The sequence below is a fragment of the Secundilactobacillus angelensis genome, from assembly GCF_012641075.1.
GTDB lineage: Bacteria > Bacillota > Bacilli > Lactobacillales > Lactobacillaceae > Secundilactobacillus > Secundilactobacillus angelensis.
In genome coordinates this window covers 39,380-62,566 of sequence record NZ_JAAXLJ010000008.1, presented here as the reverse complement: position 1 = coordinate 62,566, position 23,187 = coordinate 39,380, and the positions used below count along the sequence as shown (strand labels likewise).

Genomic DNA, 23,187 nt, shown 5'->3' with positions numbered 1-23,187 from the left:
CAGTGTCAGTCCCTTTAGGAAAGGATGGAACAAAATGGTTGAATCAGCTGAAAAGCAATGGTATGTCCTTCATACCTATTCTGGCTATGAAAACAAAGTGAAGATGAACTTGGAGTCACGTGCCCAGTCAATGGGGATGCAGGACTACATTTTTCGGGTAGTCGTCCCAGAAGAAGAGGAACGCGAAGTTAAAAACGGTAAGGAAAAGATCAAGATGGATAAAACCTTCCCAGGTTACGTTTTGGTTGAAATGGTGATGACGGATGACGCATGGTACATTGTGCGTAACACACCAGGGGTTACCGGCTTTATTGGTTCTCATGGTCAAGGCTCAAAGCCAACGCCATTGTTGCCAGACGAAGTTGAATTGATCTTGAAGCGCCTAGGTATGAGCAGTCGGCATGAAGATCTCGACGTCGACGTTGATGATACGGTCAAAATCGTTGATGGTGCCTTTTCAGGCATGGAAGGCAAGATTACCGAGATCGATCACGAAAAGGGTAAGCTTAAAGTTAATATCAATATGTTTGGCCGTGAGACGAGTGCTGAACTTAATTTTGATCAAGTTGATCCAGTTGCCTAAATAATCTGAATAATTACTTGGCAAGACGTTGTAATTGTGGTAGTTTATATGAGTATGTTCTGCATACACGTGTGGGAGGAGAAATCTGCTCTCCATTTACCACAACACGGACTCAAGGAGGTATGTCTCGTGGCTAAAAAAGTAGCTAATATTGTTAAATTGCAAATTCCTGCGGGTAAAGCAACACCAGCTCCGCCAGTTGGTCCAGCATTGGGCCAAGCCGGAATTAACATCATGGGCTTTACGAAGGATTTTAACGCTCGTACTGCCGATCAAGCTGGGATGATCATTCCAGTTGTTATTACGGTTTACGAGGATCGTTCATTCGACTTCGTAACTAAGACTCCGCCAGCAGCCGTTCTTTTAAAGAAGGCCGCCGGTGTTGAACATGGTTCAGGCGAACCTAACACGAAAAAGGTTGCTAAGGTAACCAAGGATCAAGTTAAGCAAATCGCTGAGACCAAAATGCAAGACCTAAACGCTGCTGACGTTGAAGCAGCAATGCGCATGGTTGAAGGTACTGCTCGTAGCATGGGCTTCACTGTAGAAGGTTAATCCCAGCTACAACACTACGGATACTTTGTTAAAGCAAATGTATCAAGTGGGAGGCCAAGCCGTTATAACCACATTTGCAAGGAGGAATTCACAAGATGGCTCATAAAAGAGGTAAAAAGTATCAAGACGCTGTCAAGCAAGTAGAAGCTGAAAAGAACTACGCACTTGATGAAGCTGTTGATTTAGTTAAGAAGATTGATTTTGCTAAGTTTGATGCAACGGTTGAAATTGCATTTAAGCTTAACGTAGATACTAAGCAAGCTGACCAACAACTTCGTGGGGCAGTTGTTCTGCCTAACGGTACTGGTAAAGATCAGACTGTTGTTGTATTTGCTAAGGGTGACAAGGCTAAGGAAGCTCAAGCCGCTGGCGCTGACTTTGTTGGTGAAGACGACTTAGTTGCCAAGATCCAAGATGGCTGGTTGGACTTTGATGTTGCAATTGCAACACCAGATATGATGGCCCAAGTTGGTCGTTTAGGTCGTGTTCTTGGACCTAAAGGCTTAATGCCTAACCCTAAGACTGGTACTGTTACTATGGACGTAACGAAGGCTGTTAACGATTCTAAGGCTGGTAAGGTTACTTACCGGACTGATCGTGACGGTAACGTTGCTGTTCCTGTTGGTAAGGTATCATTCGATGCTGACAAGTTAGTTGAAAACTTGAAGACAATTGCGAACGTGGTTGTTTCAGCCCGTCCTGCAGCTGTTAAGGGGACTTACGTACAACACGTATCGATCTCATCAACCTTTGGCCCAAGTGTCAACGTTGATGTGGCATCCCTTTAATTAAATAGAAAATCCCGTATTGACTTTTGTTCTAGCATTCGGTATGCTTAACAAGTTGATATTTGTTCTGCCCAAGACTCAGGTGGCGAAAGCCTTAATCTACCTGCCGAGGAAGATGTGAATTTAGTTTTACATTTCTCTCTATGCCTGGCGGACATAGGGATTTTTTATTCCTAAAATTTTTCAGGAGGTGAAACTAATGAGTAAAGAAACTGTTGCAATCAAAGCTAAGGCAGTCGAAGAAGCCACTGAACGTTTTAATAACGCCCAGTCAGCTATTGTCGTTGACTACCGTGGTTTAACGGTTGCTGAAGTGACTGACTTACGTAAGCAATTACGTGATGCCGGTGTTTCAATGAGTGTCATCAAGAACAAGATTTTGACCCGTGCTGCTGAAAAAGCTGGTTATGCAGACTTAAACGATACTTTCGTTGGTCCTACTGCCGTTGCCTTTTCTGACGAAGATGCAATTGCACCTGCTAAGATCTTGAAGAAGTTTGCTGACAGCCATGATGCCTTGAGTCTTAAGGGTGGTATGGTTGAAGGTAAGGTTGCTTCTATTGATGAAATCAACGCTTACGCTACGATGCCAAGTCGTGAAGACTTGTTGTCAATGCTTGCTAGTGCCTTGTCTGATCCAATGCGTAAAATTGCGCGTGCGGTTAAGGCAGTCGCTGACAAGGGTGACGGCGAAGCTGCCTAACCCTGTATCTCAAATAACTTATTCAATATAAAATGGAGGAAACAAAAATGGCTTTTGATAAAGATGCTATCATCGCTTCATTAAAAGAAGCGTCAATCTCAGATTTAAACGACCTTGTTAAGGCAATCGAAGAAGAATTCGATGTTTCAGCTGCTGCTCCTGTTGCTGTAGCTGCTGGTGGTGCCGATGCTGGTGCTGCTAAGGATTCATACGATGTTGAATTAACTGAATCAGGTGACCAAAAGGTTAAGGCTATCAAGGCTGTCCGTGAGATCACTGGTCTTGGTTTGAAGGATGCTAAGGGTCTTGTTGATAACGTACCTTCAGTTATCAAGGAAGGCGTTTCAGAAGACGAAGCCAACGATCTTAAAGCTAAGCTTGAAGAAGTTGGTGGCGTGGTTACCCTTAAGTAATTTAAGGCAACCCGTTCAAAAAGCATCGCGCAATTGCGCGATGCTTTTTTTGCGCTCTGCTAAGACCTGATAGCTCTAAATCTGACTGTGAGTGCGTATTATTTAGAATAAGGTATTTACTTGGAGACAACGATAAGTTACCTTAGGATCTTATTTTATAAGGCTAACAGCTGGTAACGTCGATGGTGGCTCGTTGCCGGCTAAAACAAAAAGGATGACGTCTTTATGTTTCAAGACGTCATCCTTAATTTTGTTAAAAATTTTATCGCTTAAATATCGTAATCGCTATCCTGCATGGCTTCCACGTTTCCTAAGAGGTAACCGTTACCCACTTGGGAGAAGAAATCATGATTGGCAGTGGTGGTTGAAATCCCGTTCATAACGATTGGGTTGACATCATCTGCAGTATCTGGGAACAACGGATCTTGACCGAGATTCATCAACGCTTTATTCGCGTTGTAACGGATAAATGATAATACTTCATCGGTCCAACCAACTTGATCATAAACTAAGTGGGTGTATTTTTCTTCGTTTTCGTACAATTCGTACAAAAAGTTGAACATCCAGTCTTTCAGGTCTTGTTGTTCGTTTTCACCTAACTGGTTGAAGCCAATTTGGAACTTGTAGCCAATATAGGTACCATGGACGGATTCATCACGCAAAATCAACTTGATGATTTCGGCAACGTTGGCTAATTTATTATGTCCAAGATAGTAAAGTGGGGTAAAGAAGCCAGAATAGAAGAGGAAGGTTTCAAGGAAAACGTTGGCAATCTTCTTCTTCAATGGATGACCATCATCATGGTACAGATCGCGAATTCGTAAAGCTTTGTTTTGCAAAAATTCTTCAGAATCGCTCCAATTAAAAATCTCATCGATTTCATCTGGCGTATTTAAGGTTGTAAAGATTGATGAGTAACTTTTGGCATGGACAGATTCCATGAATTGGATGTTGTTCAAGACGGCCATTTCGTGTTGAGTCTGTGTATCTTTTCTCAATGAAGCCATTCCGTCTTGAGATTGTAATGTATCCAGTAGCGTTAAACCACCGAAGACGTGACCCACGACCCACTTGTGTGTATCATCCAGCTCGCGCCAATCATCTAAGTCATTTGAAAGCGGAATCCGGGTATCCAGCCAAAATTGTTCCGTTAGTTTTTCCCAGGTGGCCTTGTCGATTTGATCGTCCACCGCGTTCCAGTTAATTGCATGGTATGATTCTGTCATTTTCCTGCTCCTTTAGTGTCTAATTTTAACGGTTTGACTACTTGGTTAAATAACGCAGCTTTCGCATTGGTTAGCGCCGATTTCATCCGCATCATCCGTAAATGTCCGGACGTAGTAGATCGACTTGAGGCCCTTTTTGTGAGCGTAGTTCCGCAGAATCGTCAAATCACGGGTCGTCATCTTATTCGTTCGACCGTTCTTCCATTCGTACAAGCCTTCTGGGATTGTTGAGCGCATGAAGAGTGTCATACTCATACCTTGGTCAACGTGTTGTTGCGCGGCAGCGTAGACATCAATTACTTTGCGCATGTCAGTATCATAGGCTGACTTATAATAAGGTAACGTTTCGTTAGACAAGTAAGGAGCGGGGTAATAGATATTACCAATTTTCTTTTCTTGGCGTTCTTCGATTCGGTTGATGATGGGGTGCAAACTGGCAGTGGTGTCGTTAATGTAAGAAATTGAGCCATTAGGCGCAACCGCCAAACGGTTTTGGTGGTACAAGCCATCTTTCATGACTGCTTGCTTAAGTTTTTCCCAGTCAGCCGCGGTTGGAATGAAAGTGTCCTTAAAGAGTGACTTAACTTTGTCTGACTGTGGCAAAAATTCACCGTTTTGATTCGTGTACTTGTCGAAGTAACTGCCGTTAGCGTAATCACTCTTATCAAAATTGTAAAAAGTCGTGTGACGTTCTTTAGCAATGTGGTTAGAGGCAACCAGCGTCCAGTAGTTTAACAGCATGAAGTAGATGTTAGTGAATTCAACGGTTTCGGGATCGCCATACATCATTTGGTTTTTAGCAAAGAAACTGTGAAGCCCCATGCCACCAAGACCAATGGTGTGACCAAGTTTGTTACCGTTTTGAATAGAAGGTACGACGTCGATGTCAGAATGATCCGTGATGAACGTCAATGCCCGGACCATGGTCTCAACGGAGTGGCCAAAGTCGGGACTAGCCATCAAGTTAACGATGTTGGTTGATCCCAAGTTGCAGGAAATATCTCGGCCCATTTGAACGTAAGTCTGGGTGTTATCCACCGTAGATGGTGTTTGAACCTGAAGAATCTCTGAGCAGAGGTTACTCATCACGATCCGACCGTCGATAGGGTTGTCCCGGTTGGCGGTATCAATGTTGATGATGTATGGGTAGCCAGATTCCTGCTGCAACTTGCCGATTTCTGTTTCGAGTTCACGAGCGGGTAACTTCTTTTTGTGGATTGCGTCGTTAGCCACCATGTTATCGTACTCTTTAGTGATATCAACGTAGCTAAATGGTTTGCCATATTCCCGTTCAACATCGTAGGGACTGAACAAGTACATCTCCTGATTATCACGGCAAAGTTCGTAAAACTTGTCTGGGACAGTAATTCCCAGCGACAAAGTTTTAAGCCGAATCTTTTCGTCGGCGTTTTCTTTCTTTGCAGAGAGAAACGCAATGATATCTGGGTGGAAGACGCTCAGGTAAACGACACCGGCACCTTGGCGTTGGCCTAACTGGTTAGAGTATGAAAAACTGTCTTCAAGTAACTTCATGACGGGAACAACGCCGCTAGCTGCACCTTCAATGTTTTTGATTGGGTCACCAGCACCACGCAGGTTGGACAGGTTGATACCAACCCCGCCACCGATTCGTGACAACTGTAGTGCCGAGTTGATGGTCCGGCCAATCGTGTTCATATCATCAGTGGTTTGAATTAAGAAACATGATACCAGTTCACCACGTTGCTTACGGCCGGCGTTTAAGAAACTGGGGGTAGCTGGTTGATAACGTTGATGCACCATTTCATCAGCCAGATCCATAGCCAGTTGTTCATCACCATCAGCGAAGTACAGTGCGTTCAACGCCACACGGTCAATGTAGTTTTCCAAGTAGTAATCGTTGTCGTTAGTCCGTAGTGCGTACTGTGCATAAAACTTGTAAGCAGCCATGAATGATTTAAAATGAAAATCTTGGGATTTCAGATAATCGTATAGTGACTGAATAAAGTCAAACTTGTACTTGTTATAAAAATCTGATTCGATATAGTCGTTATCCAATAAATAGTTGAAACGATCCTGTAAAGAATCGAATTTCATGGTGTTGGGTTCAACGTTTTGCTTCAAGAAGGCTTGTAAGGCTTCTTGGTCTTTATTCAGCGGAATCTGACCGTTGACTGGAATGTTGATTTCGTTGTTGAGATCATAATAAGTGACATCTTTAAGCTCTTTTAAACTCATTTGTAAAATTCACTCTTTTCTATTGAGGGTAAAATACGTAAAATAAAAAAGGTGACGTTTTCTGGTATCCAGAATACGCCACCTTAACGCCTGCGTATGTTAAATGGCCAGTTTCTGTAATTTATCTGGTCTGAAGCCACTAAACTGGGTATCGCCAGTTTCGATGACGGGCAGGGATTGAAAACCGCGGTCCTTGAGATAATCAACATACTGCGGGTCTTCGTTAATGTTATGTTCAACAAAATCGACATGGTGCTCGGTTAAAAATCGCTTCGTCATTTTGCATTGCATGCAGTTGTTCCGTGAATAGATCGTTACTTTTGCCATGTGAATCACTCTCCTATGTAAACTCGATAAATAGAGTTTACACCAGTCAGCGAAAAATTCAACCTTCAAACCCCATATTTTGTGTTCAATTTTAAACTCAAACACCAAATATGGGGTAAGGACGGCGATTATAGTTACTTTTAGTCAGTGAAGAATATTTTTGACTACCAGGGATGGTAGTATGAGAAAGGTGATGTGCACGATCGAAAACGATAACCGTTATATGGAAGAAGCATTGTTAGAGGCACATAAGTCAGCGTTGATCGGTGAAGTGCCGATTGGAGCGGTAATTGTCCATGATGGTGAAGTTGTTGGCCGGGGCCACAATTTACGGGAGCATAGCCAACAAGCAGCTGATCACGCCGAAATGATTGCCATTGAGGAAGCTAACCAAAAGCTGGGCAGCTGGCGCTTGGTGGATTGTACGCTATATGTCACCTTAGAGCCGTGCATCATGTGCAGTGGCGCCATCATCAACTCACGGGTAGAGCGAGTGGTTTTCGGCGCTCGTGACCCGAAAGCTGGAGCGGTAGCAACACTATATAGTGTGTTGAATGACCCTCGGTTAAATCATCAGGTTGAAGTTACGGAAGGCGTGTTAGCAAAACGAGCTGGTGATGTCCTAAAAAAATTTTTTAAGGCCGCTCGCAAGCGCAACAAGCTGAAGAAACGACAACAGGTCAATAAATCGTGATGATGATGTGATTTTGGCTGGCATTCATATTTTAAATATGTTAAAGTAGAAATTGCCGCAAGGCCTTGGGGCAAGGGTAACCTTACGAATCGTGTCAGGTCCGGAAGGAAGCAGCACTAAGTATGTGTGACTTTGTGCTCCAAGTTGATATGACTTTTAATGAGGGCGGAACAAAACATTTAGTTTTGTTACCGTCCTCTTCTTATACGATTTTTAACGGTCCAGACAACCTCAATGTATAGTATTTGTTTCCCAAACACTATATAATGTTTACCAGTAAGTTCTATGAGAAAACCAGAGAGAATCGAGGGAATTGTCATGAGTTACCAAGCCTTATACCGGGTATGGCGGCCACAGCGTTTTGATGAAGTTATTGGGCAGACACTGATTACCCAGACTTTGAAAAACGCCGTTAAAACTAAACAAATTAGTCATGCCTACCTGTTTGCCGGTCCACGGGGAACTGGTAAGACCTCGATGGCCAAAATTTTTGCCAAGGCAGTGAACTGCCAGCATCAAGTGGATGGCGAACCGTGCAACGAGTGTGAAACCTGCAAGGCAATTACCAAAGGGACCATGAATGATGTGATTGAAATCGATGCTGCCTCTAATAACGGGGTGGAAGAGATTCGCGACATTCGCGACAAAGTGAAGTATGCCCCCACGGAAGCTGAATACAAAGTTTATATCATTGATGAAGTTCATATGCTGTCAACAGGTGCTTTCAACGCACTGTTAAAGACTCTGGAAGAGCCGCCAGCAAACGTGATTTTTATTCTTGCAACCACGGAACCGCATAAAATTCCAGCAACCATCATTTCACGGACGCAGCGGTTTGATTTTAAGCAAATTCAGGCTAAAGATAGTCTGTCACGGATGACGTATATATTGAAGGAAAAGGGCCTTGACTATGATGATGAAGCGCTGAAAGTCATCGCCAAAGCCTCTGAGGGTGGTATGCGTGATGCCCTTAGTATTTTAGATCAGGTGATTTCCTTTGGTGATGATAAAGTCACTTTGGATAACGCGTTGCTAGTTACTGGAGCAGTCCGTAAGCAGCTGTTGGTGACCTATTTGACTCAGGTCACACACCAAGAGACGCAAAAGGCGCTGATGACGGTACAGCAGATTTTAGATGAAGGTAAGGACCCAGAGCGCTTTACGGAAGATCTGGTCAATCTTACTCGGGATTTGTTGCTGTATCAGCAATCGCCTGAACTGGTGACACAGATTGAGATGGATCAGGTGGATTCTGACTTCAAGCAACTAGCGACCGAAATTAAGCCACAACAGCTTTACGACATTATTGATGACTTAAATGACATTCAACAGCAAATGCGGTTTACTACCCATGAAGATGTTTACCTCGAAGTGTTGACGGTACGTTTGGCAGGCCATCAAAAGCAACCCAATCAAACTACGGGAGCTAGCCAGGTTGACCATTCGGTGATCGACCGGTTGGAATCAGAAGTTAGCAATCTGAAAAAAACACTGGCTGAATTGCAAAAGGCTCCCGCAACGGGTGCTACACCAAAACGGCCAGCAGTGGTTAAAACCATGCCGAAACCAAAGCGCACGCAGGTTAATCTCAGCAAGGTTTACCCAATTTTGGGTGCGGCAACCCGTCAAGACTTATCCGCTTTACAAGATGTCTGGTCAGACTTAATGAACATTCTGTCAATCCCACAACGGTCGATTATGGGTGTTTCCAAACCGGTGGCAGCTAGTCCAGATGGTGCAATCATTGCCTTTGATTATGCGTTCTTACAACAACGTGCGAATGCTGACCAGGAATTAAATGACGCACTGGAGAACGGTTTAGATCGGTTAACACATAAAGTACCGAAACTGGTATTTGTGCCAACTGATCAATGGCCACAGATTAGAAAGACTTATTTGGAGCAGCACCAAGTCGCTAGTGGGGAAGATGACGGAACAACGCCCCCAGATGATCAGTCCGGTGATGAAGGTAATAAATCCGAAACAGAACCAGTGGTCGACAAGGCCAAGGAGTTATTTGGTGACGACGTGATCGACGTCAAGTCAGATTAATTATATTAATAGAGGATGGTAACAAACTATGATGCGTGGAAATCGTAATATGGGCAACATGATGAAACAAATGAAAAAAATGGAAAAACAATTGGCTGAAGAACAAAAAGTGATGGAGGCTAAGACTTACGTCGGTGTTTCGCCGGACGAAATGGTGAAGGCGACCTTTACCGGAAAACGTGAAATGACCGATCTGTCAATTGATCCTAAAGCAATCGATCCAGATGATCCAGACATGCTGAGTGATTTGATTTTGGCTGCCGTCAACTCAGCATTAAAACAAATTGATGAAGATGGTAAGCAGACCTTAGGCAAATACACCAACAATATACCCGGAATGTAGTTGAATTAAAGGAGTGAATGGCAGCAATGCAATATCCAGAACCAATTGCACAACTAATTGATAGTTATATGAAGCTGCCAGGAATTGGACAAAAAACGGCCACTCGGTTGGCATTTTATACCATTGACATGGATAGCGACGACGTGACCCGGTTCGCTAAATCATTGATTTCAGCTAAACGTGACCTGCATTTTTGTTCGATCTGCGGCAACATCACCGAAAATGATCCTTGTGATATTTGTCGTGATAAAACCCGTGATCAAAGCCAGATTCTGGTGGTTGAACAAGCGAAAGATATCATGACCATGGAGAAAATGAAGGAATATCATGGTTTATATCATGTGTTGAACGGCGTCTTGTCACCAATTGAAGGTAAGGGACCCGAGGACTTGAACATGTCAAGCCTGCTGAAACGGTTGCAGACCAATCCGGACGTTAAAGAAGTTATCGTGGCAACCAACGCAACGCCAGAAGGTGAAGCAACAGCGATGTACCTTTCACGGCTGATCAAACCTGCCGGCATTAAAGTGACGCGGCTCGCCCACGGCCTTTCAGTCGGATCAGATATTGAATATGCTGACGAAATGACGCTGTATAAGGCGGTTGAAGGCCGAACTGAAATGTAAGGAAGTGATCATTTGTTTGGTGTACGTAAGCAACGCATTAGAACTCAGTTTGATGAGCAATTATTAACGACCATCGAACGCGCTAAAGAAGAGTGGGACCAGGCTAAGCAGACTGAAATTGCGATTGCGGATGTTGATGAAGAAATCACTGCGCAAACGGCATTAGCCCGACAAAAATACCTCTTTCTCTACCGTGAAGCTCGACTGAGAAAGGTTCGTGGTGAACATATTCAAGCGTCTGTGTTTGATCATTAGACGCAGCTAAAAACAAGTCCCGTTCTAATGTTTTCGTTAGAATGGGATTTTTGTTTAACGTCGTAGGTAATCAATTAGTTTTTCAGTAATTTTGGCAACCTTTTGGCGTCTGCTAAGCGCTTGATTACGTAGCGCCAATCAAGTACAATTGCTAGTGTCGTATCATAAGTATAGTGGGTGCACAGGACGTTTTTATTGTGGCCCACGACAATTAATTGTAATCGAGGTAACCAATTTGGCAGGCTTATTTATTTCATTTGAAGGACCAGATGGCGCGGGAAAAACAACCGTGTTAACTCAAATCACTGAGCAGTTCCAGGCTCAGAAACGCACTGACATTCTGGTGACCCGTGAACCAGGTGGTAATCAGATTTCAGAAGCCATCCGAAAGATTATTTTGGATCCTCAAAACACTCAGATGGATGTCCGCACTGAAGCGTTGCTGTACGCTGCGTCACGACGACAGCTTATTCAGGAAACGATTCGGCCTGCTCTGGCTGCCAACAAGATTGTTTTGTGTGACCGATTTGTTGATAGTTCGGTAGCCTACCAAGGCGCTGGACGGCAGATTGGTGAGGAAGCGGTCTATCAGATGAACCAGTTTGCAACCGAGGGGCTGACCCCCGATTTAACCATTTACGTCGACGTTCCTTCAGAAGTCGGTCTCGCACGGATTAAAGCTCACCGGAAAAACGTGGATCGATTAGACGCTGAAGCACTGAGCTTTCATCAACGGGTCCGATCAGCCTATCTCAGGTTAGCTGAGCGGTTTCCTGAGAGAATTGTGACAATCGATGCAACGCAACCGCTGACAGTAGTGGTTGAACAAGCGATGGCACTCATTACAAATAAAATTAAGCAACGTTAATTTGGCAGAAAGAAGGGTTAGTCATGAAACTAGTAATTGCAATTGTGCAGGATAAGGATGCCAATCGACTCCGGAGCGAATTTGTGAAGGCTGGCATTGGTGCAACCCGGCTATCAACTACCGGTGGGTTTTTGAAGTCCGGCAACACCACTTATATGATCGGGATTGAAGACAAACGAGTTCAAGAAGTACTTGATTTGATTCATGAAACCTCAAGGACTCGTCAGCAGTTCATGACGCCACCTGTCAATATTGATGCGCAAATGGAAAGTACTTCAGGGTATCCCGTTGAAGTGCAGGTTGGTGGCGCAACCGTATTTGTTTTACCAATCGAACAATTTCATCAATTTTAGTACTCACGGAGGTAGGCTTTGGCTGGACAAAATTTAATTGAACAAGCTGAAAGTAAGCAACCACAACTCATGCAGCACTTTATTCACCTTGTGGCAACGAAGCGGCTCAGCCATGCCTACCTTTTTTCGGGGTTACCTGGCTGTGGCAAGCGGGCGGTGGCCCAAGTTGTTGCCATGGGACTATTTTGTCAGAATCCTAACGAGGATGGTATGCCCTGTGGCCAATGTCCAGAATGCGGTCGAATTTTAGCTGGGGATAATCCTGACGTGGTAACGGTTCAACCTGATGGGCAAAGAATTAAAGTTGATCAGGTACGTTACATTAAAGACGAATTTGCAAAGAGTCCGGTAGAAGGCTCAATCAAGGTTTTTATTATCGAGGGCGCCGAAACATTGACCACTAACGCTGCTAACGGTCTGTTGAAGTTTATTGAGGAGCCCGTTGCCAACCGGGTCATTTTTTTGTTGACCACAAATAAGTCAATGATGCTGGCGACCATTTTATCCAGAACCCAAATTGTTGAATTCCCATCGCTTACCGGGAAAGCATTTGCCGAAACCTTACGTGAGAATCATATTTCTGAAAATCAAATTCCGTTGTTGAGCGGATTAACTAATAGTTTAGATGATGCGCAACAGTTAGTTGTTGATGACTGGCTAGCCAATTGTCAGCACGAACTTAGCCGCTGGTTTGGCCAACTTGCTAAGCGTGACGATATGGCCTTCGTGACCGTTCAAACTGGCTTGATGCCGTTAGCGCATGACAAAGATCATCAAGCGGTCATCTTAGATGCGATCATTTTGCTGTGGCAGGATACGTTACAGACCAAATATTTATCATCTGACGCGCAAACGGTTTTTCCGGCGTTACAAACAACCCTGACAGAAATAGCGTCGTCGTTGTCTAGAAATCAGCTTTTAACTATTTTAACGGCGGCTTTGGCTACCAAAAAGGCGCTTGCTGGAAATATGAATATTCAAAGTATTTTAGAGACGCTGACCTTACAAATTTTGGCGGCAATGACACAGACTGCTTAGAGTGGCTATTAACTAGGCATTCGTTACATATTGATTAATCAAAGAGGGTGCAATCTTGGCAAAGCGGGATGTTTACGAAGAGTTGAAAGATCTACAGACCGAAATGTTGCAGATAATTTCGAAGTTTGAGCATGTCCAGGCCGAAGTGACCAAGACCTTAGAACAAAATGCTGAATTGAAGATTGAAAACCAGCATCTACGAGAAGTATTACGATCTGACGGCAATGACGATAATGATGGCAGTAACCCTGAACCTCAACTGTCAAAATCACGGCAGAATCTCGAGAAACTTTACGAAGAAGGGTTTCACGTTTGTAATTTTGAGTATGGCAAACGGCGAGAGAACAATGAACCCTGTGCGTTTTGTTTAGACGTTATTTATGGTGAACGGTAAATTAGGAGGAGCAACTTGCAATCGCAAATGAGTTTTTCAAAACAGAATCAGTTCGGTACGCTCTATTTGGTCCCAACGCCAATCGGTAACTTAGGGGATATGACCTTCCGCAGTGTCGACGTGCTCAAGGAAGTCGATTTGATTGCGGCCGAAGATACCCGTAATACACAGAAGCTGCTCAACCATTTTGAAATTGAAACACCTCAGATCAGTTTTCATGAGCATAATACTCAGGAACGCATCCCACAATTGGTGGCGAAGCTGCAGGCGGGTGAAAACCTTGCACAAGTGAGTGATGCCGGGATGCCATCAATTAGTGATCCTGGGCACGAACTGGTATTGGCTTGTATTGAGGCTGATATTCCGGTGGTCCCATTACCAGGGGCTAACGCGGCACTGACAGCTTTGATTGCATCTGGCCTTGAACCGCAGCCGTTTTATTTTTACGGTTTTCTCGATCGGAAACCCAAGCTACAAGTTGCTGAACTGGCAGAGTTGAAGAATCACTCGGAAAGCCAAATTTTTTACGAAGCACCACACCGACTAGCTAAAACCCTGCAACATTTGGTAGACGTCTATGGTGGTGAGCGGCAGGCCTCACTGTGCCGAGAATTAACCAAAAAACACGAGCAGTTTTTACGCGGTACACTCACTGAACTACTAGAGTGGGCCAAGCAGTCAGACCAAGTTCGCGGTGAATTTGTTGTCATCGTTAGTGGCAATCCGCAGGGGGATCGAGAGGACGAAGAGCCTGATTATAGCGGCCTCAGCATTGAGGATCATGTGGATCATCTCATTGAAACCGGACTGAAACCAAATGAAGCCATTAAGCAAGTGGCTCACTTACGCGAAATGAAAAAACAGGAAGTTTATCAGATTTATCACCATCTGAACGAGAAGGGGTAGGGGAAAACCGAATGGGTGCAAATATTTTTTCAGAAAAACATCAAGTTACTTTTTATGAAACGGATGTCTCCAACACCGTGACACCAGCCATGCTGATCAATATGATTATTTTGGCTTCCGAGGATCAGACGGATTCTCTGGGAGTGGGTGCAAAAACAGTGGCTAAGTTAGGTATTGGCTGGGTCGTTACCCAGTACAAGCTGGATATTACGCGCTTGCCCAAGCAGGGTGAAACCATTGAAGTATCCACGCAGGCCACTTGTTACAATCGTTATTTTGCCTTCCGTGAATTCTGGGTGCATGACAGTGACGGCAAAGAGTGTGTTCATGTCGAGAGTATTTGGGTCACGATGAATCACGAAACCCGTAAAATTGTTACCATCCCGGACGATATCATTGCACCTTTCAATTCTGAAGAAGTAAAGATGATCCCCCGGTTACCAAAACCCAAACGGCTGGCAGATTCAGATCAGTTAATGACTAAGCAGTATCGGGTCCGCTATTTTGATATTGATGGCAACGGTCACGTGAATAACTCGCGCTACTTCGATTGGCTGCTAGACGCTCTACCTATGAGCTTTTTAACCCGTCATAATTTGACAGCCATTAACATTCGTTTTCAAAACGAGGTTCAGTACCACCACATGGTGACTAGTGAAGCAACATTGATGACTGACGTACCAGACGCAATCGTGACAAAACACCGGATTACAATGGAAAATGGTGAGGTTGCCACTGAGGCGGAATTCCACTGGGAACCGATCATTAATCATTCAGAGGCTTAGGTGGCAGACACTTGGGCATAGGTGTATGATGATGGCTGAAGAATTGGAAAAAGAGGTATTGAAACGATATGAAAATACTGGCGCTAGACACGTCTAATCAAACCCTAAGTGTAGCGGTGATGTTAGATGACCAGGTTTTAGCAACGACTACGGTGACCACGACAAAGAAGCACGCAACCCAACTATTACCAATTATCCAAAGTGCGATGTCGGCAGCTAAGTTAAAGCCGGCTGATTTGGATCGGGTGATTGTAGCCGATGGTCCTGGCTCCTATACGGGATTGAGAATTGGTGTCACCACAGCCAAAACACTGGCCGATACTTTGGCAATTGAATTGGTCGGTGTTTCGAGTTTGGCAACGATTGCTGCCAATATTATTAATGAACCCCAACTGGTGGCAGTGCTATTTGATGGACGTAATGACAACGTTTTTGCTGGTGTTTACCGGATTGAAAACGGGGTGCCGGTTTCTGTTATTAAAGATCAGCACATCGCCTTTGAAAAATTGTTGCCTCAACTCAAAGCTTTATCAGAACCAATCGTTGTGCTAGGTGATCTTGATTCGTTCACTGAACGCTTGAAGACAGCTCTTGAGGCAAACTTTATTGAGTATCCAATTGAGTTGAGTCTGCCAAGTGCGGTTCAATTAGGTCGGCTTGGCCAGCGGGAGACACCAGTAAGTGATGTTAACAGTTTTGTGCCACGCTACTTGCGGTTGACCAAGGCTGAGGCTGATTGGCAAAAACAACATCCAGAAGAGGATAGTAGCGACTATGTTGAAAAAGTTTAAAAACTGGTATCAGCAATTATTTCAGATTCAAGATACTAGGTTTCAAGATATTTTAGACATTAAAAATCACGAAGTTCAAATCCAAAACGTTGCTTATTTTTTAGCTAAGGCTCAATTTACTGATATTCCAGAAATGTTGGGGATTGAACGCGCCGTTTATGGTGGCAAAACGCCGTGGGATTCCGCTGCTTTTGCCAGTGAACTGCGGCACGGAACTGACCGATTATACTTGGTTTTAAGACGTCACGACCGTTTGCTGGCGTTTATTGGGTGCACTTTTAATGAAGCTAAAAGTGATGCTCATATCACTAATATTGCTGTCGTACCAGACTATCAAAATCGTGGCCTTGGACATTTTTTGATTGCGGTAATGATCAAAAAGGCTCGTCAATTGGAGCTGAATCAAGTTTCTCTGGAGGTTCGATTGAGCAACGTGCGGGCTCAGGCTTTGTACCAGGACTTGGGGTTTGAAAAAGCTGGTATCAAGAAGGGGTACTATTTTGGCGACCATGAAGACGCGGTTGATATGGTAATCACCATTGGAGATTCTGACGATGCAGAATCTTAAAGTCCGAATTGTCTCTAAATCTGAATTAGGCCCGTTGGTTAAAGCCTGCGCACGAATTGCTGAGCGGGCTTACTCAACCGGAACCGCATGGACTATGGCCGACTTTCAAGCCGATATGTCTGCTGCTCACAGGCTTTATACCGTGATTTATGAGGGTGACCGTTTAATCGGTTACGTCGGTGCGATTAAAGTGCTGGATCAAGTTGATATCACGGGGGTTGCAGTGGATCCAGCCCATCAACGAGAAGGGCGTGCAATGTCTCTTTTGCACACTTTGATTTCGTCGTTGCCAACTGATACGCAGGTGTTCCTAGAAGTGCGAGAATCTAATGTCGCTGCTAGGCACCTTTACCAGCGGGCGGGCTTTGTTGCTGTTAACGTGCGTAAAGCTTACTATACTAATCCAGATGAAGATGCAATTTTAATGAAACTTAGCGTATCGGACGCGAAGGGAGAGTAAGAACGTGGAACGACATTTAATCTTGGCCTTCGAGTCAAGTTGTGACGAGACCAGTGTGGCAGTGATTGAAAATGGTGAAAAAATTCTTTCAAACATTGTTGCGACTCAAATAAAAAGTCATCAGCGATTTGGCGGTGTGGTGCCCGAAGTTGCCAGTCGTCATCATATTGAACAAATTACCGATTGTATTGATTTGGCGATGTCGGAGGCTTCAGTGACTTACGACGACTTATCAGCCGTGGCGGTTACCTATGGCCCGGGATTGGTTGGGGCACTGTTAATCGGTGTTACTGCCGCTAAAACGGTGGCATACGCACATGATTTACCATTGATCCCAGTCAACCATATGGCCGGTCATATTTACGCCGCCCGCTACGTCAAGCCAATCGAGTTTCCAGCGTTGGCGCTTTTAGTTTCTGGCGGCCATACTGAGCTCGTCTACTTGGCGGGACCAGGACAGTTTGAAATCATTGGGGAGACCCGTGATGATGCAGCTGGAGAAGCTTATGATAAAATTGGTCGGGTGCTGGGTATCAACTATCCTGCTGGTAAAGAAGTTGATCGACTGGCTCATTTGGGCAAAGATGCTTTCAACTTTCCGCGGGCGATGGACGATTCCGACTCATTCGACTTCAGCTTTAGTGGTTTAAAGAGTGCCTTCATCAACACGGTTCACCATGCAGATCAAATTGGGGAAACGCTCAATCGCGAGGATTTAGCTGCTAGTTTTCAACAAGCGGTGGTGGATGTTCTTGCCGACAAAACAGTTCGTGCACTGGATGCTTATCCGGTTAAGCAATTAATTTTAGCCGGTGGTGTTGCCGCTAATCAAGGGTTGCGTGACCGACTGGATTCAGAATTAAAAGCATTTGAAAACGTTGATTTTATCAAAGCACCCCTCAAGCTCTGTGGCGATAATGCTGCTATGATTGGGGCTGCGGGCTACGTGGGTTACCAGTTAAAACAATTCGGTGATATGAGTTTAAACGCTGATCCTAGCCTTGAATTTGATTGGATAGCCTCATAGCGAATCATTGACGAAAATAAAAATAATCGCAACTCCGAGAATTTCGGGTTGCGATTATTTTTTTATTCCGACAAATCTTCTAACGCCAGGGAAGCGTCTTCCCAATCATTTTCGGTGGTTTCAATTTGGTCGGTAATTTCGGCTAGTTGTTGCTGTAACGTTGCCATTTTAGCCTGATCTGAGAAAATCTCTGGCTTTGTCATGGTGGTTTCAATCTGACTCTTTTGATCAGTCAGATCCGTTAGCTGCTGTTCCAGTGTTTCAACTTGACGAGTCAGCTTACGTTCCTGTTTTTGACGTTCCTTTGACTGCTGATAACTCTGTTTCTTTTGACTAACAGGCTTTACTGCAAGGCTAGGGTCCTTTTCCAGTGCCTCTTCTTGCAGCTTCTCCGCCACAGCAGCCTGTTCCTGCTTCTTTTCAATGAAGTAGTCGTAATCACCAAGGAAGAGTTCCGAGCCCTCAGCCGATAACTCCACCACTGAAGTTGCAACTTGGTTAATAAAGTACCGGTCATGAGAAACAAACAGGATCGTGCCGTCAAAATCATTAAGCGTATTTTCTAGCACTTGACGGCTGTCGATGTCCAAGTGGTTGGTGGGTTCGTCTAAGATTAAGAAGTTGTCGTGTTTCATCGCCAACTTAGTCAGCAACAACCGCGCTTTCTCACCACCACTGAGACTATGCACCAGCTTATCCACGTCTTCGCCAGTAAAAAGAAAACTGCCAAGGATAGTGCGGATGTCTTTTTCAGGGGTGGTTGGATGATCGTCCCAAAGCTCTGCTAGGACTGTTTTATTGCTATGCAGGGACTTCTGCTCTTGATCGTAATACCCAGTATCAACGCCGGTACCAAACGTCACACTACCCGCTAACGCAGGAATTTTTCCTAGAATTGTTTTTAGCAGAGTTGATTTGCCCACACCGTTAGGCCCCACAATGGCAATGGCCTGGTGCTTTTTGATATCGATATTAACGGGTTTTGCTAACACTTTATTCGGATCATACCCAACAGCCAAATCCTTCACGGTTAAAACAATGTTGCCGCTTTGACGGTGGGGGGTAAAGGCAAAGTGGGCGACCTTATCATCCGACTCAGGGCGTTCGATTCGGCTCATCTTTGCCAGTTGTTTTCTTCTTGCCTGAGCCCGTTTGGTGGTGGAGGCACGGACGATGTTACGGTTAACAAAGTCCTCTAACTGTGAAATTTTATGCTGTTGTTTGTCATATTCTTTCCACTGGCGTTGCAACTGAGCCGCTTTTTGGGTAACATAGGCAGAATAGTTACCGTGAAAATGAGTGACAGTACCCATAGCCATTTCGTAAACTTCGCTCACTAGCTTATCAAGGAAGTAACGGTCATGAGACACGATCAATAGTGCCCCTTTATAAGACTGAATGTAACCCTCAAGCCAGGTCAACGTTTCCACGTCCAAGTGGTTAGTCGGTTCGTCCAATACTAGGAGGTCACGTTTCTCAAGCAGCAATTTGGCTAAAGCCAGTTGTGTTTTTTGACCACCAGACAATTCATTGATTGAGCGGTCGTAATCTTCTTCACCAAATTCAAAACCGTGAAGCACGCCGCGAATTTCAGCCCGATAACCATAACCGTTATTGTTCTTGAAGGCAGTTTGTCGTTGATCATAGGTTTTAGAAAGCTGATCAAATGCTTGTTGATCATTAATCACTTCTGGGTCACTCATTCGCTCTTCCATGCGGTGCAGTTCTTCTTCTTGGTCCTGAAGATCTTTGAAAACGCTGGCCATTTCTTCCCAGATGGATTTGTCAGAATCAAGGCCAGTATCTTGGGCTAAATAACCCATGGTCATTCCCTTTTTATAAATGATCTGGCCTTCATCTGGGGCATCGATTCCCGTAATCATTCGGATGAGGGTTGACTTGCCAGCACCATTTCGACCGACCAACGCAACTCGGCCGTGTTCAGGCACGTCTAGGCTGACATTGTCAAAAAGCGTATCCGCGCCGAATCGGCGTGTTACTTGCTGGACCTGTAATAACATGTCGTATCAGCTACCTTTCTATTGTGAAACTATTCTACCATTAATTAGTGAGAATCTGATAGGGTAGAGCGGAATGTTCATTGATTTTTTATTGAAATTTATTTCACAAATCGACCCTTTATGCTACAATTAACGAGAATGAGGTTTTCACAAGCTTGTTTACTATATCAAATTACAATGATTTTAATGGTTAAAAAGTTCGTCTTTTAAGTTGTTTTTAATCAGAAAAATTCACAAGGAGGAAAAGAAATTGGCAGAAACAAAAATTCCAAAGGCCACGGCAAAACGCTTGCCGATTTATTACCGTTACCTAAATATCTTACACGATGCCGATAAAAATCGGGTGTCATCCACGGAACTATCAGATGCAGTTAAAGTGGACTCGGCCACAATTCGCCGTGATTTTTCATACTTCGGTGCTTTGGGCAAACGGGGTTATGGTTATGACGTGGACAGTCTATTAAAGTTTTTCAAGAAGATCTTAAATCAGGATAAGCTGACCAACGCTGCTTTAATTGGTGTGGGTAATTTAGGGAACGCGTTATTAAACTTTAATTTCCACCAAAACAGTAACGTTCGAATCAGTGCTGCCTTTGATGTCCGTCCCGATTTGGCGAATACCGTCCAAAGTGGGGTTCCAATTTATCCAATGTCAGAGTTACGTAAGCAGCTTGAGGATCAGCAGATCAAAATTGTTATTTTGACCGTACCTGAATCTGTGGCTCAAAACGTGACTGATGACGCAATTGCTGGTGGTGTCCAAGGAATTCTTAACTTCACACCTTTGCGGATTTCAGTGCCATCACACGTGCGGGTTCAAAACGTTGATTTGACCAATGAATTACAAACCTTGATTTATTTCTTGGATCATTACAATGAAGCAGAATAGTTGTTTAGTTGAGGCTTAATGCCAGTGAAATTACTGGTGTTGAGCTTTTTTTGTTGAGTTTAATTTTTAATTTTAGTAAATCAGCGTTTTTTTAGGTAAATGGCTTGCATTTGAGTGGGAATAATTTTATAGTATTAGTTGTGATTAGCACTTGTGTTAGATGAGTGCTAAGAGTGCTAAACTTATATTTATTGGAGGGATTCAAGTGTTAAAACCATTAGGAGACCGTGTAATTTTACAAGCACAAGAAGAAGAAGAACAAACTGTTGGTGGTATCGTACTAGCAAGTAATGCTCAGGAAAAACCACAAACTGGTAAGGTTGTTGCCGTAGGTAGTGGCCGTGTGCTTGACAATGGTGAAAAGGTTGCGCCAAGTGTTAAAGAAGGCGACACTGTCTTATTTGATAAATACTCAGGTACTGAAGTTAAGTATAACGGTGACTCATATCTAGTTGTTCACGAAAAGGACCTTGTCGCAATCGTCGACTAGTCAGATGCAACTAGGCTAAATCTTTTAACAATAAAATTTATGAGGTGAAGGTAAATTATGGCAAAACAACTTAAGTTTTCAGAAGACGCTCGGTCATCAATGCTTGCCGGTGTCGATAAATTAGCTGATACTGTTAAGACAACGATCGGTCCTAAAGGCCGTAACGTGGTTTTGGAACAATCATACGGCAACCCAACCATCACAAACGATGGTGTGACGATTGCTAAGGCAATTGAATTGTCAGACCACTTTGAAAACCTTGGCGCTAAGTTAGTTGCTGAAGTTGCTTCAAAGACTAACGACATCGCTGGTGATGGTACGACCACTGCTACGGTATTGACTCAAGCAATCGTTAACGAAGGTATGAAGAACGTGACTGCCGGTGCTAACCCAGTTGGTATCCGTCGCGGGATCGAAAAAGCAACCAATGCAGCTGTTAAGGCTTTGCATGATATGAGCCACAAGGTTGCGACTAAGAGTGATATTGCTCAAATCGCTTCAATTTCTTCAGCTGACCAACAAGTTGGTGATTTGATTGCCGACGCAATGGAAAAAGTTGGTAACGATGGTGTCATTACCATTGAAGAATCACGTGGTGTTGATACCAGCTTGGACGTTGTTGAAGGGATGCAGTTCGATCGTGGCTACATGTCACAGTACATGGTTACCGACAACGATAAGATGGAAGCTAACTTGGACAACCCATACATTCTGATTACTGACAAGAAGATTGCTAACATTCAAGATATCTTACCACTCTTACAATCAGTTGTTGAACAAAGCCGTTCACTGTTGATCATCGCTGATGACATTACTGGTGAAGCATTACCAACCCTTGTTTTGAACAAGATGCGTGGGACCTTCAACGTGGTTGCCGTTAAAGCTCCAGGCTTTGGTGACCGTCGTAAGGCTCAACTTCAAGATATTGCCGTATTGACCGGTGGTACAGTGATTACCGATGATTTAGGCTTGAACTTGAAGGACGCTACGCTTGAACAACTTGGCCAAGCCAACAAGGTTAACGTCACAAAAGACGACACGACCATTGTTGAAGGTGCTGGCGCCAAGGAACAAATTCAAGAACGGGTTTCTGAAATCAAGACTCAAATCGATGCAACCACTTCAGACTTTGACCGTGACAAGTTAAAGGAACGTTTGGCTAAGATGGCTGGCGGTGTTGCCGTTATCCGTGTCGGTGCTGCAACCGAAACTGAATTGAAAGAACGTAAGTACCGTATCGAAGATGCTTTGAACGCTACTCGTGCCGCCGTTGAAGAAGGCTTTGTTCCTGGTGGTGGTACTGCTTTGATCAACGTTATTCCTGAAGTTGAAAAGATCGAAGCCGATGGTGACGAAGCTACTGGTGTTGCGATCGTTCGTCGTGCTTTGGAAGAACCAGTTCGCCAAATCGCTGAAAATGCCGGTGTTGAAGGTTCCGTTATCGTTGAACACATGAAGACATTGAAGCCAGGCGAAGGTTACAACGCTGCTACTAACAAGTATGAAGACATGGTTAACGCTGGTATCGTCGACCCAACCAAGGTTACCCGTTCAGCTCTTCAAAACGCTGCTTCAGTTTCAGCATTGCTGTTGACCACTGAAGCCGTTGTTGCTGACGAACCAAAGGATGATGCTGCTCCAGCTGCACCTGCTCAACCAGGTATGGGCGGTATGATGTAAACTTAGCTTAACCGCTAGTGATTTCAAATGAATTTAAAAGAAGCATCTGCAATTGATAACAAATTGCGGATGCTTCTTTTGTTTAAAATAAACCAGTAATTTGTTGGAAAAACTAGTACACTAGAGGGAGCTCGT

Annotated in this window: 27 protein-coding genes, 1 other RNA gene and 1 other annotated feature; of the genes, 24 read left to right on the top strand and 4 right to left on the bottom strand. The window is 44.1% G+C overall.

Annotated features, from left to right (window positions below):
- The first annotated feature begins 34 nt into the window (after window positions 1-34).
- From nusG to rplL, 5 genes are all read left to right on the top strand, one after another.
- Entirely contained in the window at window positions 35-583 is a 549-nt protein-coding gene (nusG, locus tag HC026_RS06285; protein WP_089088232.1) for a transcription termination/antitermination protein NusG, read from the top strand.
- Window positions 584-712: 129 nt separating this feature from the next.
- Window positions 713-1,138 (top strand): 50S ribosomal protein L11, encoded by a 426-nt coding sequence (rplK, locus tag HC026_RS06280; protein ID WP_089136453.1) that lies wholly within the window; start codon window positions 713-715, stop codon window positions 1,136-1,138.
- 95 nt (window positions 1,139-1,233) lie between these two features.
- The gene (rplA, locus tag HC026_RS06275) at window positions 1,234-1,926 is read left to right on the top strand and encodes a 50S ribosomal protein L1 (protein ID WP_168925146.1); all 693 of its coding nucleotides are present in this window, start codon (window positions 1,234-1,236) and stop codon (window positions 1,924-1,926) included.
- Between the two features lie 52 nt (window positions 1,927-1,978).
- Window positions 1,979-2,104: a sequence feature (ribosomal protein L10 leader region), on the top strand.
- Window positions 2,105-2,125: 21 nt separating this feature from the next.
- The gene (gene rplJ, locus HC026_RS06270) at window positions 2,126-2,629 is read left to right on the top strand and encodes a 50S ribosomal protein L10 (protein ID WP_168925145.1); all 504 of its coding nucleotides are present in this window, start codon (window positions 2,126-2,128) and stop codon (window positions 2,627-2,629) included.
- 47 nt (window positions 2,630-2,676) lie between these two features.
- The gene (rplL, locus tag HC026_RS06265; RefSeq protein WP_168925144.1) at window positions 2,677-3,042 is read left to right on the top strand and encodes a 50S ribosomal protein L7/L12; all 366 of its coding nucleotides are present in this window, start codon (window positions 2,677-2,679) and stop codon (window positions 3,040-3,042) included.
- A 269-nt stretch (window positions 3,043-3,311) separates the two neighbouring features.
- Here rplL and nrdF read toward each other — a convergent pair whose 3' ends face one another.
- From nrdF to nrdH, 3 genes are all read right to left on the bottom strand, one after another.
- Entirely contained in the window at window positions 3,312-4,268 is a 957-nt protein-coding gene (gene nrdF, locus HC026_RS06260) for a class 1b ribonucleoside-diphosphate reductase subunit beta (protein ID WP_168925143.1), read from the bottom strand.
- 45 nt (window positions 4,269-4,313) lie between these two features.
- Window positions 4,314-6,485 (bottom strand): class 1b ribonucleoside-diphosphate reductase subunit alpha, encoded by a 2,172-nt coding sequence (nrdE, locus tag HC026_RS06255; protein WP_168925142.1) that lies wholly within the window; start codon window positions 6,483-6,485, stop codon window positions 4,314-4,316.
- 99 nt (window positions 6,486-6,584) lie between these two features.
- Window positions 6,585-6,812 carry a glutaredoxin-like protein NrdH gene (gene nrdH, locus HC026_RS06250; protein ID WP_168925141.1) on the bottom strand — a complete coding sequence of 76 codons (228 nt, stop codon included), beginning with the start codon at window positions 6,810-6,812 and terminating at the stop codon, window positions 6,585-6,587.
- A 181-nt stretch (window positions 6,813-6,993) separates the two neighbouring features.
- On the opposite strand from nrdH, the gene tadA reads away from it, so the two are divergent.
- The 16 genes from tadA (at window position 6,994) to tsaD (ending at window position 17,972) form a co-directional block, all read left to right on the top strand.
- Window positions 6,994-7,506: a tRNA adenosine(34) deaminase TadA gene (gene tadA, locus HC026_RS06245; protein WP_168925140.1), complete on the top strand. Its 513-nt coding sequence runs from the start codon at window positions 6,994-6,996 to the stop codon at window positions 7,504-7,506.
- A 62-nt stretch (window positions 7,507-7,568) separates the two neighbouring features.
- Window positions 7,569-7,655, top strand: an RNA gene (ffs, locus tag HC026_RS06240) — signal recognition particle sRNA small type.
- A gap of 169 nt (window positions 7,656-7,824) precedes the next feature.
- Window positions 7,825-9,558: a DNA polymerase III subunit gamma/tau gene (gene dnaX, locus HC026_RS06235; protein ID WP_168925139.1), complete on the top strand. Its 1,734-nt coding sequence runs from the start codon at window positions 7,825-7,827 to the stop codon at window positions 9,556-9,558.
- Between the two features lie 28 nt (window positions 9,559-9,586).
- Entirely contained in the window at window positions 9,587-9,901 is a 315-nt protein-coding gene (locus HC026_RS06230; RefSeq protein WP_168925138.1) for a YbaB/EbfC family nucleoid-associated protein, read from the top strand.
- A gap of 26 nt (window positions 9,902-9,927) precedes the next feature.
- Window positions 9,928-10,527: a recombination mediator RecR gene (gene recR / locus HC026_RS06225; RefSeq protein WP_168925137.1), complete on the top strand. Its 600-nt coding sequence runs from the start codon at window positions 9,928-9,930 to the stop codon at window positions 10,525-10,527.
- Window positions 10,528-10,539: 12 nt separating this feature from the next.
- The gene (locus HC026_RS06220; RefSeq protein ID WP_168925136.1) at window positions 10,540-10,782 is read left to right on the top strand and encodes a YaaL family protein; all 243 of its coding nucleotides are present in this window, start codon (window positions 10,540-10,542) and stop codon (window positions 10,780-10,782) included.
- A 235-nt stretch (window positions 10,783-11,017) separates the two neighbouring features.
- Window positions 11,018-11,650 carry a dTMP kinase gene (tmk, locus tag HC026_RS06215; protein ID WP_168925135.1) on the top strand — a complete coding sequence of 211 codons (633 nt, stop codon included), beginning with the start codon at window positions 11,018-11,020 and terminating at the stop codon, window positions 11,648-11,650.
- 23 nt (window positions 11,651-11,673) lie between these two features.
- Window positions 11,674-12,003 (top strand): cyclic-di-AMP receptor, encoded by a 330-nt coding sequence (locus HC026_RS06210; protein ID WP_168925134.1) that lies wholly within the window; start codon window positions 11,674-11,676, stop codon window positions 12,001-12,003.
- An 18-nt stretch (window positions 12,004-12,021) separates the two neighbouring features.
- Window positions 12,022-13,041 (top strand): DNA polymerase III subunit delta', encoded by a 1,020-nt coding sequence (holB, locus tag HC026_RS06205; RefSeq protein ID WP_168925133.1) that lies wholly within the window; start codon window positions 12,022-12,024, stop codon window positions 13,039-13,041.
- A 55-nt stretch (window positions 13,042-13,096) separates the two neighbouring features.
- Entirely contained in the window at window positions 13,097-13,435 is a 339-nt protein-coding gene (locus HC026_RS06200; RefSeq protein ID WP_168925132.1) for a DNA replication initiation control protein YabA, read from the top strand.
- Between the two features lie 27 nt (window positions 13,436-13,462).
- Window positions 13,463-14,341, top strand: a complete 879-nt coding sequence (gene rsmI / locus HC026_RS06195) for a 16S rRNA (cytidine(1402)-2'-O)-methyltransferase (protein ID WP_211089437.1) — start codon at window positions 13,463-13,465, stop codon at window positions 14,339-14,341.
- 11 nt (window positions 14,342-14,352) lie between these two features.
- Complete coding sequence (locus HC026_RS06190; protein WP_168925130.1) at window positions 14,353-15,126, top strand: acyl-[acyl-carrier-protein] thioesterase; 774 nt, start codon at window positions 14,353-14,355, stop codon at window positions 15,124-15,126.
- 68 nt (window positions 15,127-15,194) lie between these two features.
- On the top strand, window positions 15,195-15,917 hold the full coding sequence (gene tsaB, locus HC026_RS06185) for a tRNA (adenosine(37)-N6)-threonylcarbamoyltransferase complex dimerization subunit type 1 TsaB (protein ID WP_168925129.1): 723 nt from the start codon (window positions 15,195-15,197) through the stop codon (window positions 15,915-15,917).
- Window positions 15,901-16,485: a ribosomal protein S18-alanine N-acetyltransferase gene (gene rimI, locus HC026_RS06180; protein ID WP_168925128.1), complete on the top strand. Its 585-nt coding sequence runs from the start codon at window positions 15,901-15,903 to the stop codon at window positions 16,483-16,485. Before tsaB ends, rimI (HC026_RS06180) begins: the two co-directional genes overlap by 17 nt.
- The gene (gene rimI, locus HC026_RS06175; protein WP_168925127.1) at window positions 16,472-16,945 is read left to right on the top strand and encodes a ribosomal protein S18-alanine N-acetyltransferase; all 474 of its coding nucleotides are present in this window, start codon (window positions 16,472-16,474) and stop codon (window positions 16,943-16,945) included. The genes rimI (HC026_RS06180) and rimI (HC026_RS06175) overlap by 14 nt, the downstream gene beginning before the upstream one ends.
- Before the next feature lie 4 nt (window positions 16,946-16,949).
- The gene (gene tsaD / locus HC026_RS06170) at window positions 16,950-17,972 is read left to right on the top strand and encodes a tRNA (adenosine(37)-N6)-threonylcarbamoyltransferase complex transferase subunit TsaD (protein WP_168925126.1); all 1,023 of its coding nucleotides are present in this window, start codon (window positions 16,950-16,952) and stop codon (window positions 17,970-17,972) included.
- A gap of 62 nt (window positions 17,973-18,034) precedes the next feature.
- Here the strand turns inward: tsaD and HC026_RS06165 are convergent, their stop codons facing one another.
- Window positions 18,035-19,993: an ABC-F family ATP-binding cassette domain-containing protein gene (locus tag HC026_RS06165; protein WP_168925125.1), complete on the bottom strand. Its 1,959-nt coding sequence runs from the start codon at window positions 19,991-19,993 to the stop codon at window positions 18,035-18,037.
- A 250-nt stretch (window positions 19,994-20,243) separates the two neighbouring features.
- On the opposite strand from HC026_RS06165, the gene HC026_RS06160 reads away from it, so the two are divergent.
- From HC026_RS06160 to groL, 3 genes are all read left to right on the top strand, one after another.
- Window positions 20,244-20,882 carry a redox-sensing transcriptional repressor Rex gene (locus HC026_RS06160; protein WP_168925124.1) on the top strand — a complete coding sequence of 213 codons (639 nt, stop codon included), beginning with the start codon at window positions 20,244-20,246 and terminating at the stop codon, window positions 20,880-20,882.
- A gap of 205 nt (window positions 20,883-21,087) precedes the next feature.
- Window positions 21,088-21,372: a co-chaperone GroES gene (groES, locus tag HC026_RS06155; protein ID WP_168925123.1), complete on the top strand. Its 285-nt coding sequence runs from the start codon at window positions 21,088-21,090 to the stop codon at window positions 21,370-21,372.
- Window positions 21,373-21,429: 57 nt separating this feature from the next.
- Entirely contained in the window at window positions 21,430-23,052 is a 1,623-nt protein-coding gene (gene groL, locus HC026_RS06150) for a chaperonin GroEL (protein WP_168925122.1), read from the top strand.
- Window positions 23,053-23,187 lie beyond the last annotated feature (135 nt).